The 14,994-nt window shown below is 64.7% G+C and carries 15 protein-coding genes; 2 read left to right on the top strand and 13 right to left on the bottom strand.

Annotated features, from left to right (window positions below; translation table 11 throughout):
- Window positions 1-650 (top strand): IS66 family transposase (tnpC, locus tag ACGLHR_RS07960; RefSeq protein ID WP_400093091.1); only part of this gene is annotated, 650 nt, incomplete at its 5' end.
- Between the two features lie 84 nt (window positions 651-734).
- Here the strand turns inward: tnpC and ACGLHR_RS07965 are convergent.
- From ACGLHR_RS07965 to purB, 8 genes are all read right to left on the bottom strand, one after another.
- Window positions 735-1,742: a response regulator gene (locus tag ACGLHR_RS07965; RefSeq protein WP_400093092.1), complete on the bottom strand. Its 1,008-nt coding sequence runs from the start codon at window positions 1,740-1,742 to the stop codon at window positions 735-737.
- Window positions 1,739-2,872 carry an ATP-binding protein gene (locus ACGLHR_RS07970; RefSeq protein WP_400093093.1) on the bottom strand — a complete coding sequence of 378 codons (1,134 nt, stop codon included), beginning with the start codon at window positions 2,870-2,872 and terminating at the stop codon, window positions 1,739-1,741. Before ACGLHR_RS07970 ends, ACGLHR_RS07965 begins: the two co-directional genes overlap by 4 nt.
- A 7-nt stretch (window positions 2,873-2,879) precedes the next feature.
- The gene (locus tag ACGLHR_RS07975) at window positions 2,880-4,211 is read right to left on the bottom strand and encodes a sensor histidine kinase (protein WP_400093095.1); all 1,332 of its coding nucleotides are present in this window, start codon (window positions 4,209-4,211) and stop codon (window positions 2,880-2,882) included.
- Window positions 4,212-4,233: 22 nt separating this feature from the next.
- On the bottom strand, window positions 4,234-5,625 hold the full coding sequence (locus ACGLHR_RS07980) for a class I SAM-dependent methyltransferase (protein WP_400093096.1): 1,392 nt from the start codon (window positions 5,623-5,625) through the stop codon (window positions 4,234-4,236).
- A gap of 502 nt (window positions 5,626-6,127) precedes the next feature.
- Window positions 6,128-6,709, bottom strand: a complete 582-nt coding sequence (locus ACGLHR_RS07985) for a YceI family protein (RefSeq protein ID WP_400093098.1) — start codon at window positions 6,707-6,709, stop codon at window positions 6,128-6,130.
- Window positions 6,710-6,776: 67 nt separating this feature from the next.
- The gene (locus ACGLHR_RS07990; RefSeq protein WP_267604380.1) at window positions 6,777-7,349 is read right to left on the bottom strand and encodes a YceI family protein; all 573 of its coding nucleotides are present in this window, start codon (window positions 7,347-7,349) and stop codon (window positions 6,777-6,779) included.
- A 59-nt stretch (window positions 7,350-7,408) separates the two neighbouring features.
- Window positions 7,409-7,999 carry a cytochrome b gene (locus ACGLHR_RS07995; protein WP_400093100.1) on the bottom strand — a complete coding sequence of 197 codons (591 nt, stop codon included), beginning with the start codon at window positions 7,997-7,999 and terminating at the stop codon, window positions 7,409-7,411.
- Between the two features lie 256 nt (window positions 8,000-8,255).
- Entirely contained in the window at window positions 8,256-9,632 is a 1,377-nt protein-coding gene (purB, locus tag ACGLHR_RS08000; protein ID WP_400093102.1) for an adenylosuccinate lyase, read from the bottom strand.
- Window positions 9,633-10,082: 450 nt separating this feature from the next.
- On the opposite strand from purB, the gene ACGLHR_RS08005 reads away from it, so the two are divergent.
- The gene (locus tag ACGLHR_RS08005) at window positions 10,083-10,697 is read left to right on the top strand and encodes a glutathione S-transferase family protein (RefSeq protein ID WP_400093104.1); all 615 of its coding nucleotides are present in this window, start codon (window positions 10,083-10,085) and stop codon (window positions 10,695-10,697) included.
- A gap of 95 nt (window positions 10,698-10,792) precedes the next feature.
- On the opposite strand, the gene mnmA is transcribed toward ACGLHR_RS08005, so the two are convergent.
- The 5 genes from mnmA to ACGLHR_RS08030 form a co-directional block, all read right to left on the bottom strand.
- A complete protein-coding gene (gene mnmA, locus ACGLHR_RS08010; RefSeq protein WP_400093105.1) occupies window positions 10,793-11,893 on the bottom strand; it encodes a tRNA 2-thiouridine(34) synthase MnmA in 1,101 nt (366 codons plus the stop codon).
- Window positions 11,890-12,393 (bottom strand): NUDIX hydrolase, encoded by a 504-nt coding sequence (locus tag ACGLHR_RS08015; RefSeq protein WP_400093107.1) that lies wholly within the window; start codon window positions 12,391-12,393, stop codon window positions 11,890-11,892. Before ACGLHR_RS08015 ends, mnmA begins: the two co-directional genes overlap by 4 nt.
- Window positions 12,394-12,471: 78 nt before the next feature.
- Window positions 12,472-13,401: a 4-hydroxy-tetrahydrodipicolinate synthase gene (gene dapA, locus ACGLHR_RS08020; RefSeq protein ID WP_400093108.1), complete on the bottom strand. Its 930-nt coding sequence runs from the start codon at window positions 13,399-13,401 to the stop codon at window positions 12,472-12,474.
- Window positions 13,388-13,786: a hypothetical protein gene (locus ACGLHR_RS08025; RefSeq protein WP_400093110.1), complete on the bottom strand. Its 399-nt coding sequence runs from the start codon at window positions 13,784-13,786 to the stop codon at window positions 13,388-13,390. The genes dapA and ACGLHR_RS08025 overlap by 14 nt, the downstream gene beginning before the upstream one ends.
- A 126-nt stretch (window positions 13,787-13,912) precedes the next feature.
- A complete protein-coding gene (locus ACGLHR_RS08030) occupies window positions 13,913-14,713 on the bottom strand; it encodes a TorF family putative porin (RefSeq protein WP_400093112.1) in 801 nt (266 codons plus the stop codon).
- Between the last annotated feature and the right edge of the window lie 281 nt (window positions 14,714-14,994).

Consider the following 14,994-nt stretch of genomic DNA (forward strand, 5'->3'; position numbering starts at 1 on the left):
AGCGGGCCCGAGAAGCCAGCACGGGCGCGCAACTCGCGACGCTACTCCAGATAAAATCCGACTCCGGATACTGCGCCTTATCCAGAGCTCTGGATAAGGCGCATGCCCGGCGCAAGTTCTACGACCTGCACGCCAACCATAAAAGCGAGGTGGCGGGTCAGGCGCTGGCGTACATCGGCATGCTCTACGACGTTGAGCGCGAGGTGGCGACACTCAGCCCAGAGGAGCGGCGGTGCGTGCGGCAGGAGAAGGCGCGTGCCGTGGCCGATGCATTGCATGCCTGGATGATCGGCCAACGGCAAAAAGTGCCAGACGGCTCGGCCATCGCCAAAGCACTGGACTACAGCCTCAAACGCTGGGAGGCGCTTATGCGCTACCTAGACGATGGCAATGCGCCGATCGATAACAACTGGGTGGAAAACCAGATCCGACCCTGGGCGATCGGGCGCTCGAACTGGCTGTTCGCGGGCTCATTACGAGCAGGACAACGGGCGGCCGCGGTCATGAGCTTGGTGCGCTCGGCACAGTTGAACGGACTGGATCCGTATGCGTATGCGTACCTAACGGACGTGCTGACCAGACTGCCGACCCAGCGCGCTAGCGCCATCGGTGAACTGCTGCCGCACCGTTGGACACCTGCCGTCTCCTGAAACCATACACCGTCAAGACGGCTTCGCCAGCCGCTTACCCCTTTTTTTTATGCCGTTGCTACTCGGAACTGGCTCGGGACTCGCTCAGAACTGCTCGATCCACACCGCCAGGCGATCCGCGGCAAATTCCGCGGTGCGATCGGTGGGGCGGTAGACGATGGAGTCGCCCTCGCGCACGGCCTTGAGCGCGCCGCCGTTTTCATCCAGCCACAGCAGCCCGGCCAGCCAGGTGGCATGTTGCGCGGACACATCCTTGTCCACGGGTTCGCCCAGGTACTCGGCAAGCGCGGCGCCCTGGATCCACACCAGGGCATCGCCATCGCGGCGCACGTTGGCCGCGCCTTCCGTTGCGGCGAGCGTCTCGGCCAGTGCCGCCACCGCATCGCCAGCGCCACGGCCGGCGAGCTGCGTGCGCAGCGCGGCGAGCTTTGCCGCCACCGCGTGGCCAAAGGTGCCGCTGCGGCGGCTTTCCGCCGCCACCAGGTCGGCATAGTCCATCAGCAGCCAGTCCGGCTCTGGATTCTGCACGCCGACCAGCGCGGCCGAGGCCAGGTAGGTATCCACCGGCTGGAAGCGCTCCGGGCCGATCAGGCTGGCCGACAGCGTGCGGATCAGGCCGATGCGCGCGGCAATGGTCTGGCGCTGCAGCACGCTCAGCTTCTCGCGCAGCAACTGGTCGCGCTCCTTGCGCAGGCCGGCCATCTCGAGCGCCTGCTTGAGCTCCATGCGCAGCGAAGTGATGTCCCACGGCTTCTTGATGTAGCGATGGATCTGGCCCTCGTTGACGGCCGCGACGGTATGCTCGATCTCCGAGTAGGCGGTGGTCAGGATCCGCACGATATGCGGATAGCGCTCGCGCGCGTAGCGCAGCAGCTCATTGCCGTACTCGCCCGGCATCCGCTGGTCGGAGACCAGGACCGCAAGGCTGTCCGCGTGCGCATCCAGCAGCGCCTTGCCCTCTTCGACCGAGCCACCGGTCACGACCGGCGCCAGGGCTCCGATGGCACGCTGGAAATACTTGACGGCCGTCGCCTCGTCATCGACGAACAGAATCGCCGGTGATGGTGCCTGCGTGGCATTCGGTTCGTTCATCGATCACTCCTATGCATTCGACTCTTGGTATTGGGGAAATCCAGCGTCACTGTGGTACCCGCACCAGACGTAGACTCGATCCGGATGCCGCCACCGAAAGACTGCATGACGCGGTTGCAAAAAATCATGCCCAGTCCGTTGCCGCCGGTACTCGCGTGGGTGGTGACCGGATCCACCAGAAGGCGCCCCATCACCTCTGCTGGTATGCCCGGCCCGTTGTCGCAGATGCGGATCGCGGCATCGGGCTCGGCCGCCACCACGAAGCGCAGCGAAGGCGAGTCGACGCCATCGAGCGCCCGCAGCGCATTGGACAACAACGACGACAGCACCAGCGCCACGCAATTGGGCAGCGTGCGCACGGCAAAGTCGTCATGCATTTCTATCTTCACCCACTCGCGCTGCGGCCCGGCGAACGGGTAGGTATCGAGCAGCGCGGCAATCAGGCCGCCGGCGGTCACTTCCCGGCTGGCGCCCGCTTGCGTGCTCGGCCGGCTGCCGCTGCTGCGCACCGATTGCAGGAACGACGAAATCACGGCCAGGCAATACTGCGCGTTGTCATGCATCGACGTGGCCGCCTGGCCGATCTCGCTCTGGCGCTGCGGATTGTATTCCGCCGCGATACGGCTTTCGATACCCCGCGCAAAATTTGCAATCGCCGCCAGCGGCGTGTTCAGTTCATGCGCCAGGAAGGCCAGCGTCTCGTCGATCGCCATCAGGCGCTGATGGCGGATCGAGCGTTCGCGATAGCGCTCGGCGGCCAGCCGCAGCGCTTCGCGCACCTGGCCCAGCTCGATGGGCTTCTCCAGTATGCGGAACACTTCGCCGGTGTTGACCGTCTGCAACAGCATGTCCTTGTCCGCGTAGGCTGTCACCAGGATGCGCACGATTTGCGGGTACTCGAGCGCCACCTGGCGCAGCAGGTCGCCGCCATCGCGGCCCGGCATGCGGAAATCCGTCACCAGCACGGCGATGCGCGCGTTCTCCCGGCGCAGGATGCGGACCGCTTCGTCGGCGCCGCTGGCGACCAGCACTTCGTACTCCGTGCCGACCGCGCGGGCGAAGTACTTGCATGCCATTTCCTCGTCATCGACGTAGAGCACGGTAAGCCGTGGTTGGCGGGCGTCGCTCATGGCATTCTCAGTCGGCTCGGGGCAGATCGAAGCTGAACGAGGCCCACTTGCCCAGTTCGCTCTCCGCAAACAGCGCGCCGCCGTGACGCTCGATCACCGCGTAGCTGATCGACAGGCCAAGGCCCAGGCCCTGGCCGACTTCACGCGTGGTGAAGAACGGCTCGAACACGCGCGCCAGGTGCTCTTGCGCAATGCCCGGCCCGTTGTCCTTGACGGTCACATGCAAGCGGCGCTCAACCCACTTCACGGTGGTATGGATGGCCGGGCCCTGCGTGCCGGCCTTGCGCATGGCCAGCGCGGCATTGGAGAACAGGTTGATCAGTACGCCGATCACCGCGGCTTCGTCGCCCAGCACCAGCGTATCGGTCGGCAGCTCGCGCGTGACGGCCACCCCGCGCAGCTCATGCGCGGTCAGCCGGATCGAGGAATCCAGCGCCTTCTCGAACAGGAATGGCGTGCCCTCCGCTTCAGCGCCGGGCTTGCGATAGGCGAAGGTCTTCAGGTCCGACACGATATGCTGGATGCGCTGCATCCCCTGCTTGGCGTCGACCAGGCACTCCTGCAGCATTGGTTCGTTCTTGGCCACCGGCTCTTCCAGCGCGACTTCGATCGCCATCAGGCAGAAGTTGACCGGGTTGTTGACCTCGTGCAGCAGGCCCGCTGCCAGCGTGCCGATGGCGGCCATCTTCTCCTGCTGCAGCATCTGGCCCTTGATGTCGACCAGCTTGCGGTTGATCACTTCGAGCTCGCCGTTCTTCTCCGCCACTTCGGCCTTCAGCCGGAACAGCATGAAGCGCGCCCGCTCATTGAAGAAGGTATAGACCGCGCTGGCCGCCGCGGCAAACAGCAGGAACAGTGAATTGACGATAAAGGTGCCGGCCGGCTCGATGCCACCGGAATGCAGCACGCAGGCGAGCAGGTAGAACAGGTAGGACAGCACCCCGAAGACCAGGTTCTGCCACAGGCCGAACGGCAGCGCGATGCCCGACGCGAAGATGGCGAGATTCAGCCCGACGTAATACGGCGACTCCACGCCATCGGTATGCCAGATCATCCACGAGATCATGATCTGCGGCAGCAGCAGCCAGGACAACGTCAGCCACGGCGCAAAGCGGCGCCCTGCCGTGCTGTACAACAGCATCACGATGCCGGCGATCAGCAGCGACACCAGCACGCGCGCCACGGCGAACGGCGCCTGCAGCTGCGGATACTGACCATAGTCCAGCCCCACGCCGAGCAGCACCAGCACGATGGCGGTATAGGCGCCGCCACGGCTGAAGGCCAGGCGGAAATCCGCCAGCTCGGTCTGGTATCCCGCGTAAAGTTGATTGGTGCTCATGGCTGGGCCGGCTACTGGCGTTTCAGAGGATGATCGCTTCCGCGAACACATTCACCCCAGTCTGGTCGACATAGAGCTTGTGATCGCGGGATCGTTCGGGCAGCAGCATACTCATCCTGGCCTCGTCGCGATAGATCAGGTACCACTCCAGCAGGTGTTCCATGCCGAATTTCTCCGGATTGGCCGAATGGACGTTGGTTACCAGCAACTGGCCGCCCGGGCGCGTACGCGCGGCAAAATAGCTCAGCAGGCGGGAACACACCTTATCGGACAGGTAGTCGAACAACCCCGCGCAATACACCGCATCGAACTCGCGCAGCCCGGCGTCGTCCGGCGCGATCTTGCGCTTGAGCAGCTCATGTACCGATTGATGCACCATTTCCACCGACACCTTGTGCCCCGCCGAGGCGGCTGAGCTCTCGATGGAGGACTTGGTGTAGGCCAGCGTCTCCTCGCTGAAGTCGACCAGCTGGAACGACAGGAACTCGGGCTGCGGATACTCGCGCACGAAGCGCTGGATCTCGAAGGCCGGGCCGCAGCCGACATTGAGTATGCGAAACGGCCTGCCCGCCGCGCGAGCGGCATCGGCCTGGCGCGACAGGAAATCGACCAGCAGGTCGATCCGGTTGCGGTGGGCAGTCGCCACGGCCGCCTTGAGGAAGGCCGTATTGACGATCTGGAAGTAGGTGGTCGGGCCCTGCTGCGGATCGCTCAGGATCTGGTTGACCATCTCATAGTCGCCCGCATAGCCCAGCGGCTTGGTGAAGGTGCGGTAGACAAAGGGGGCGCGCAGCAGCAGCGGATGCAGGGCCGACTGCGCGTAGGTGCGGTGCACGGGCGCAATCTCCGCTTCCACCTGCCCGGCCTCGCCTTCGAGCCGGTCGAGGTAGGTCTTGACCTTGAGCATGATCGGCGTGGCGAGCTCGTAGAACACATCCTCGCGCAGCCGCCCGTCGGTCTTGGGCAGGTTCTCGGTCAGGTCGACCTGCTCTACCCAGCGCGAGACTTCCGAGAGAAACGCGCGCATTTCGTTGACCACGATCTGGTAATCGCGCCGGATATTGAAGCGCGCATCCCAGTCGTTGATGAACAGTTCCGCCTCGCGCCCGACCGACTTGGGCTCGTTGGGCAGATCGCTCAGCTCGCGCCATTCGTCGATCAGCGTGAGCGATACCACCGCGGTGAGGCCGGTATTCACCAGGCTCATCACCACCGCCTTGCCCAGGTAGGCGTTCTTGCTCCCCATGCGCACACTCAGCTCGCTCAGCACCTCGCTGACCTGAACGATCGAGTATGGATTGTAGATTTCCATCACCAGAGCTTTTCTCTGGAGATTGATAATTGTGCCCCGCACCTGCTCGCCCTGCGAGTTGCGGAAACTAACCACCGGATCGATTTGCGTTTGGGAGTACACGGTATTGCGCCAGAGAAAACCGAGAAACGCTGCCGGCCGCCCAGTTCAACAATGCAACATTGACTGGCCGGGTACAGCTCGTAGGGCGATGGATCGCTGCGCTAGGCCAGTATCAGGGGGTACTGCTGGGATACATGTCGGTAATCGGTTGCGGGCATGGGCGTCCTGATGATGGCAGGCACGCGCGCGGCTACACCCTGGTAACTGTGACTAAGACTGAGACTGAGACTGAGACTGAGTGAGACTGTACTGAGTAGGACTGTAACCGAATCTTAGCGGATCATTGTACTGTGGGAGCCAAGTGCGGACAACACAACCTGCGCCAACCCGCCCGCCAAGCCGGAAACGACCGGAAACAGCAGTAAACAAAAAAGGCCGGGATTGCTCCCGGCCTTTTTTGTTTACTGCTTGCATGCGCAACGCTGCGGGACAAGCCCCGAGGACTCGCGATGCCTGTGTCGTCCGTCTTGGTCGGCCCCTGGCCGGCCCCGCTAGTCGACGCTTAGTCGGCCTTTACGCCTTCGACCTGGATCGCCAGCTTGACCTCGGGCTTGAAGCCCATTTTCACGCCGTAGTCGATACCGAAATCGGCACGGCTGAAGGTGCCCACCGCGTCAGCGCCACAGGCTTCGCGCTTGAGCATCGGATGCTGGATGCACTTGAACTCGCGGATCTGCAGCTTGACCGGCTTGGACACGCCGTGCAGGGTCAGCACGCCATCGACTTCGGTCGGCACATCGCCGTTGAACTTGGAGAACTTGCCCTTGTAGGTGGCTTCCGGGAAAGCCTCGACGTTGAACATGTCGGGGCCCTTCACGTGCTGGTTCAGCTTGCTGTTGCCAAAGTCGACCGAGGCGGGATCGATCTTGATGTCCACCGAGCCGGTCTTCGCAACACGATCCAGCGTCACCACGCCGCTCGACTTCTCGAACTTGCCGCGCCAGGTCGACAGGCCACCCAGGTGGTCGGCTTCGAAGCTTGGGTACGTGTGGGTGGGGTCGAGGTTGTAGGTGACCGTATTGGCGGATGCCACGCCGACGGCGGACAGGGCCGCGACAGCGGCGAGGATGGTGCGCAATTTCATGAGAGCTCCCGGCAAAAAGTTGGGGATGAACAGCAAAGGAATGGCAGGGAAGACAGGCGCTGCGCGCTTACTTCTTAGCCAAGGTCACGATACGGAATTTGATCTGGACATCGTCGGCCACCACGGAAGTGTCCTTCCATTCGCCGTCGCCGATGTTGTACACGGTGCGCTTGATCGGCAGCACGCCTTCAAACACCTGGCCGCCCGCGTCCTGGCGATAGCTTGCCGGAATCACGACGTCCTGGGTCTTGCCCTTGATGGTGAGCTTGCCCGCCACCTCGTACTTGCCGGCGGCGCCGGGCTTGATGCTGGTCGACTGGAACACCGCCTTGGGGTACTTGGCCGCATCGAACCAGTCGCGCCCCTTGACCTCCTTGGTGGTCTCGGCGTCGCCGATCTCGAAGCTGGACACGTCGATCTCGACCTTGGCCGAGGACGCTGCCAGCTTGGCGGGATCGAACGCGACCGTGGCATCGAACCTCTTGAACTTACCCTCCATCGGCACGCCGATCTGGCGTGCCGTCGCGGTGACCGAGCTCTTGGCTGCGTCGACCTGGGCCCAGGCGTAGTTGGCTGCGATGCCGGCAGTGGCCAGCGTGGCTGCCATCAGGAGCGCGCTCGGGCGGGGAATGCGTTTCATTAAAAACTCCTGTCGCTAAGAGGGCCTCGCGGCCCTCGGTCAATGTTCGGTTTGTCGGCTTACTTGAGGAACGGCAGCATGCGCGCCAGCGTGCCGTCGCGCTCGATGAACTGGTGCTTGATGGCAGCGGCCGCATGGACTACGACGATCACGGCCATCAGGTAGTTCAGCCAGATGTGGACCAGCTTGAGGATTTCCTTGAGCTCATCGTTCTTCTCGATCAGCGCGGGCAGCTGCCAGATGCCGAGGTAGACCACGGGAACCCCGGAAGCCGAGCTGTACAGGTAGCCCGTAATGGGCACCACCACAATCAGCGCGTAGAGCAGCAGGTGAGCCGCGTGCGCGGCCTTGGCCTGCCAGGCCGGGGTGCCCGCGGCGGGTGCCGGCACGCGGTGGGTGGCGCGCCACAGCACGCGCAGCACGGCGAAGGCAAAAACGGTTACGCCAATCCACTTGTGCCAGGAAAACAGCTTGAGCTTGAGCATCGACAAGCCTGGGATGCTGGTCATGTACAAGCCCAGCCCGAAGGCGGCGAAGATCAGCAGCGCGATGATCCAGTGCAGGCCGATCGCGGTGGCCCCATAGGCGGACGCCGACAGCGGCGCTGGGGCGGCTGCGGCGCGGGCGCTGGCTTTGGCTTGGGAATGCATGGATAAGGACCCCTGCCCTCGCGGGCGTTTCACAAACTTTTACTGAAAGGCAATAACTGCTGCTCTTTGAATTCTCGCATTATTGTGCGGCTGGCAGGTTGTGTCACTGTCTGAAATTCATGGAATCATTCAAACCATTTGAAGTGACATTTCGCCGCAGCCGGTAGGCCGCGCCAGCGCTAGCCGCCCATCAACAAAAAAAAGCCATCCTGGGGATGGCTTTTCTGGCAACGCGCCGGCCCGCAGGCCGGGAGAATCACACGCGTTCGGCGAGGCTGACGGCGCGGCCGATATAGGTGGCCGGGGTCATTTCCAGCAGCAGCTGCTTGGCGTCGTCGGGAATCGCCAGGCCGCCGATGAAGCTTTGCAGCGCCTCGCGCGAGATGCCCTTGCCGCGCGTCAGCTCCTTGAGCTGCTCGTAGGGATTGGGCACGCCAAAGCGGCGCATCACGGTCTGGACCGGCTCGGCCAGCACTTCCCAGCAGTTGTCGAGGTCTTCGTCCAGGCGCTCCGGGTTGGTTTCCAGCTTGCCCAGGCCGCGCAGGCAGGCCTCATAGGCCAGCAGGCTGTAGCCGAAGGCCACGCCCATGTTGCGCAGCACGGTGGAATCAGTCAGGTCGCGCTGCCAGCGCGACAGCGGCAGCTTCTCCGACAGGTGGCGCAGCACCGCGTTGGCCAGGCCCAGGTTGCCTTCCGAGTTCTCGAAATCGATCGGGTTGACCTTGTGCGGCATGGTCGACGAGCCGATTTCGCCGGCCTTGGTGCGCTGCTTGAAGTAGCCCAGCGAGATATAGCCCCAGATGTCGCGGTTCAGGTCGAGCAGGATGGTGTTGGCGCGGGCGATGGCGTCGAACAGCTCGGCCATGTAGTCGTGCGGCTCGATCTGGATGGTGTAGGGGTTGAAGGTCAGGCCCAGGCGCGTTTCGATCACCTGCCTGGAGAACGCTTCCCAGTCGAAGCTGGGATATGCCGACAGGTGGGCGTTGTAGTTGCCGACCGCGCCATTCATCTTGCCCAGCAGTTCCACGCGCTGGATGCGCTCGATGGCGCGCGCCAGGCGTGCCGCCACGTTGGCCATTTCCTTGCCCAGCGTGGTCGGGCTGGCCGGCTGGCCATGGGTGCGCGAGAGCATCGGCTGGCGGGCATTGGCGTGCGCCAGCTCCACCAGGCGCGCATGCACGCGCTGCAGCGTCGGCAGGATCACGCCTTCGCGGGCGCCCTTGAGCATCATGCCGTGCGAGGTGTTGTTGATGTCTTCCGAGGTGCAGGCGAAATGGATGAACTCGCTCGCGGCTTCCAGCTCGGCGTTGCCCTTGACCTGTTCCTTGAGCCAGTACTCCACGGCCTTCACGTCATGGTTGGTGACCGCCTCGATCTCCTTGATGCGCGATGCGTGGGCTTCGGTGAAGTTGTCCACCAGCGCCAGCAGGGCCGCTTCCGAGGCCGGCGAGAACTTCGGCATGTCGGGCAGGCCGGCTTGCGACAGCGCGGTCAGCCAGTGCACTTCCACCTTGACGCGGTTGCGCATGAAGGCAGCTTCCGAGAGCCACTCGCGCAGCGCATCGGCCTTGGAGGCGTAGCGGCCATCGATGGGAGACAGGGCGGTGAGCGGAGAGAGCGAGGAGGAAGACATGCTGGGAGACCGGAGGGATAGAGGGGTGGTTACGCAAGCGTGGCCGGGCGGGCAAATTGCGCGGGCACAATGGCCGGGCTAGGCCCTCGCGGGCCGAAGTGGCCGGTGACAAGGCCAAAACCGCTCTAAAGAGGGGAAATGGCAAAAAAACAGGTCCAATTCGCCTCAGAAAGAGACCAATTCGGCGCAAAAACCGACTGACGGCACGACGGAAAGCGGGCATTTTACCATCGCGCCCCGCCTTCTGTGGACGCGTTCGCGGCGCCGGCCGCCGCGCGCGTATCGGCATCACGACACGGGAGGCTGGCGCGGCCCACGCCCGGGCACATCCCGGGCGGGGCACGGGTATACTCGCGCTCGCCGATCCGCTAGCCTGTTATGAAGTGCATCGGGCATGCCGGCCGCGCGAGGCGCGGCCGATGCACTTCATAACAAGCTCGAGGGGAGTCCATGAAGCTGTATGCATCGCAAACCAGCCCTTACGCGCGCAAAGTGCGCGTAGTGATGGCGGAAAAGAAGATCGATTACCAGATGGTCGAGGTTGACGTGTGGTCGCCGGACACCACCATCTCCCAGTTCAACCCGCTGGGCAAGGTACCGTGCCTGGTCATGGAAGACGGCGGCGCGATTTTCGATTCGCGCGTGATCGTCGAGTACGTCGACACGCTGACGCCGGTCAGCCGGATGATCCCGCAGGCCGGGCGCGAACGCGTCGAGGTCCGTTGCTGGGAAGCGCTGGCCGACGGCCTGCTTGACGCCGCCCTGCTGGCGCGCCTGGAACACACGCAGCGCGAGCCGGAACAGCGCAGCGAGCGTTGGGTCAAGCGCCAGCTCGGCAAGATCGACGCGGCCGTGGCCGCCATCGCCGACGGCCTGGCCGACCGGCCCTGGTGCTCGGGCAACCATTACTCGCTGGCCGACGTGGCCGTGGGCTGCGCGTTGTCGTACCTCGACTTCCGCTTCCCGGACATCGCCTGGCGTGAGCGCCACCCGCGCCTCGCGGTGTACCAGGACAAGCTGGCCAAGCGCCAGTCGTTTATCGACACGGAACCGCCGCGCGCCTGAGCCTTACCTGCACCTCTTTCTGCGCCTCTTCCTGCGCGAAGATGAAAAACCGGCCATCGAGCCGGTTTTTTTCATGCCATCGCACTATCCGCGCATCACCGGATGATGCCGCCACCCAGGCAGACATCGCCGTCGTACAGCACCGCGGACTGGCCCGGCGTGACGGCCCACTGCGCCTGCGCGAAGGTCAGCTGCAGGGCATCGTCGCCCGCTGCCGTCACCGCGCAGGGCGCATCGCTCTGGCGGTAGCGCGTCTTGGCCGACAGCGTGGTGCCCACCGCCGGCCCGGTGCCCGCCACCCACGACAGGTCGGCAGCGTCGAGCGTGGACGTCAGCAGCCACGGATGCTCATGGCCCTGCACCACATACAGCGTGTTGCTGGCCATGTCCTTGCGCGCCACATACCAGGCGTCGCCATTGCCCGCGCGGCTGCCGCCCAGGCCGATACCCTTGCGTTGCCCCAGCGTGTAGAACGCCAGGCCGATGTGCTGGCCGACTTCCTTGCCGTCCGGCGTCTTCATCGGTCCCGGCTTGGTCGGCAGGTAGCGGTTGAGGAAATCGCGGAAGGGCCGCTCGCCGATAAAGCAGATGCCGGTGGAATCCTTCTTCTTGGCATTGGGCAGGCCAATCTCGGCAGCGATCTCTCGCACGCGCGTCTTGGGCATCTCGCCCAGCGGGAACAGCGTGCGCGACAACTGCGCCTGGTTCAGGCGGTGCAGGAAATAGCTCTGGTCCTTGGTATGGTCGAACGCCTTGAGCAGCTCGAAGCGGCCGGTGCCGGCGCCCGCGTGCGCCCCCGCTTCGCGCACGCGCGCGTAGTGGCCGGTGGCGATGGTGTCCGCGCCCAGCGACATGGCGTGGTCCAGGAAGGCCTTGAACTTGATCTCGGCATTGCACAGCACGTCGGGGTTGGGCGTGCGGCCCGCCGAGTATTCGCGCAGGAAGTCCGCAAAGACGCGGTCCTTGTACTCGGCGGCGAAATTGACCGCTTCCACGTCGACGCCGATCAGGTCGGCCACCGAGACCACGTCCAGCCAGTCCTGCCGGGTCGAACAGTACTCGCTGTCGTCGTCGTCTTCCCAGTTCTTCATGAACAGGCCGATCACCTCAAAGCCTTGATGCTTGAGCAGCCAAGCAGTCACCGACGAATCCACGCCGCCCGACATGCCCACCACCACGCGCTTGCCCTGGCTCATGACAGCGCTCCGCCGCCTACCACGGAGGGATGGGTGTAGAGGGCATCGAGCGCAAAGCGCTTGCCCGCCAGGTAGTCCTCGATGCAGGCCAGCAGCAGGGGCGTGCGATGGCGCTCGGGGCAGGCGCGGATTTCGTCAGCGCTCATCCACACGGTGCGCACGATGCCCACATCGAGCTGGCGCCCGGCATCGAGCGAGCCCAGCTCGCCGGTAAAGGCAAAGCGCACGTAAGTGATGTCGCCGCCCGGCCGCGTCGCGGTGCCGGCCGAGTGCGAGCGGGCGGTATAGCAGCCCAGCAGCGCGCGCGGCTCGAACGTGTGCGCGGTTTCTTCCATCGTTTCGCGGATGACGGCGTGGATCAGGCTCTCGCCCGGGTCGAGATGGCCGGCAGGCTGGTTCAGCCGCAGGCCGTCGGGGGTTTCTTCTTCCACCAGCAGGAAGCGGCCGCCGTGTTCGATAACCGCGGCGACAGTGACGCTGGCCTTCCAGTCGTGTGACATGATGCACAAATTTTAGGCAATCCGGCATTCTACCGGTTGCCGCCCTTTCGCGCATCCGACGCCCCGCGCGCGCCGACGCTAGGCCGGCAGCAAAGTGCTCTCCACGTCCTCCACCGCCGGCAACGAAGCGATCACCTGATCCAGCCGTTCGCGCAGCGCGCGGCTGGCCGGCGCCAGTGGCCGCCTGACCTCGGAACCCGCCAGCCCGCACAATGCCAGCGCGGTCTTGACCGGGGCCGGATTGGGCTCGGAGAACAGCAGCGAGATGAGCGGCGCCAGGCTCGCAAACAGCGCACGCGCGGCGGCAACACGGCCCTGCGCCACCAGTTGCAGCAGCCGCACGAACAGATCCGGGCGGATATGGGCGCAAGCCGGCACCACGCCGTCGCCACCCGCCAGCAGGTGATCCAGCATGGCCGCGTCCTCGCCGCAGAAGACCGCGAGCCGATCATTGCCGGCGAGCTCGCGCAGCCCGGCCGCGTCGCACTCCTTGACCGCGACGATGCGCGGATGGGCCGCCAGCTGCTGCACCAAGGCGGGTGACATATTGCAGCCGGTGCGCTTGGGCACGTTGTAGAGCATCAGCGGGCGCCAGGTGGCATCCGCCACGCGCTCGACATGCCAGGCAATGCCCTCGTCGCCGGGGCGCAGGTAATACGGCGGCGGCACAAGGTAGCCCGCCAGGTCGAAGCGGTCCAGCTGGCGCACCTGCTCGCAGACCACGCGGGTATCCACGCCGCCGACGCCGGCCAGCACCGGCAGCGCGCCGTCCACCGCCTCCAGCACCGCGGCGGTGAACATCAGCCGCTCATCCGGCGTGAGCAGCCCGCCCTCCCCGGTCGTGCCCAGGATGACCAGCCCATCCACGCCGCTGGCCACATAGTGCGCGGCCAGGCGCTGCGCGCAGGCCAGGTCCGGCTCGCCGCCCTGCATCGGCGTCACCAGCGGCAGCCACAACGTCGCACGGCCGCCTTCGCGCAAGCCCGCCATCGTATTAGTGCGCGGCATGGTCTTGTCCGAGCATGGTGGTGACGCCGAACTCGGCGGCCGGCAAGGCCATCATGATGGCGTGCATGGCAGCGTCGCGGCCGCCGCGCTCGACTTCCACATGCAACGTGGTCTCGCCATGGCGGTGGTCCACCTCGACCACGTAGATGCGCGCCAGTTGCCCGATCGCGCGGTGCAGCGACTGGCGCAGCGCAAAGACCTGGCCCGACGCCACCTCCAGGCGCAGGCGGATCCAGCTGTGCGCGGTGTCCGCGCCAGGCGCGGGCACTGTGGCCTGCGCGGCTTCGATGCCGGAAGCATCAAGGCGCGCGGTGCGGGATTCGGTGCGGGAAAGACGGCGGCGCGGCACGGAGGCAAAGGCCACGGCAAGGCTCGACTGTCGCATTTGAGCGGGACCCGCGCTGGGCGGGTCGTCTGTTGGAGATGCAACCATGCTATGCATGGCCGCCTCAAGTTGATGCAGTTATCAAAGCCGCCGCCATCAAAATGTCATCAAGATGGCGGGGCGTGCTCAGAACGTCTTGGTGAGCGACGCGAAGGCGGCGGCCTTGCCGATATAACGGCCGGGCACATTGGTGTAGACCGACTTGTTGGCGTTGGTGTCGATGTAGGCGATCGCCAGCGCAAAGCCCTTGCCCAGGTCCTTGGTCAGCCCCAGCTTCCAATCCGTGTACGAGGCGTCCATGACATTCCTCACCTTCTGGTAGCCCACGTGCGCATTGAGCGTCAGGTCCCAGATATTGAGCGGCACATTGGCCGACAGGTCCACGTAGTAGCTGTTCTTGCTGTCGTTGAAGCCGAACAGGTTGGTCACTGCGTGCGAGTACTTCAGGAACACCGGGCCATAGCCGATTCCGCCATACAGCTCCGTCGTGTACGGGCGTGTGTAGCCTGCCGGATAGTCGCCGGGGTAGTAGTACTCCAGCACGCCCACGTCATAGTTCCATTCGAGCCCGCCCAGCGTGAGGGTGTTCTTGAAGCCGCCGTAGAAATCCATCTCGATCGGCGCCGACACCTTCGCATTGCTGTCGCCAAGCCAGCTGATGCTGGAGTTCCAGTTGCCCACGTAGAGGCCGCTCGCATGCGTGTAGTCGAACCCGCCCTGGATCGCCGGGCGGCGGTTGGACTGCATCAGGCCCCGGTAGCGATATTCGCTGGCCAGCGTGACGTTGGCCATGAAGGTGTGCGGCGACGCGTCGGCTGCGGCGGCATCGGGCGCGCCCTGCGCGAAGGCGGCGGGCGCGGCGAGAAGCGTGGCGCAAGACAAGGTAGCGAGGCAGGCGTGCGAAACGTTGAAGCGAAGGGCAGTCATGGATAACTTGCCAATGGGGAAAGGCATCGATCGGTGGGCAGCCACCTATCAGGCGATGGCGCAAGCCGCGGCGAGCGTCAGGACGACAGTGGCCGCGGCGCGACCGGAACAGTACAGGCACGCGCCTAAAATCGGTGTCAAGAAAACAGCGGCCTGCCAAGGGATGGCGTAAAAATCGTCAACGGGACGTCCTGGCACGTCGTGGCACGGCCTGGCATGCACCGGCAAGTCTTGCGAGGGGCGATGCGGTTGCGCAAAAGCCGACCGGCCGGTCCCCACAT

The organism is Cupriavidus sp. CuC1, from assembly GCF_044627735.1.
Lineage (GTDB): Bacteria > Pseudomonadota > Gammaproteobacteria > Burkholderiales > Burkholderiaceae > Cupriavidus > Cupriavidus ulmosensis.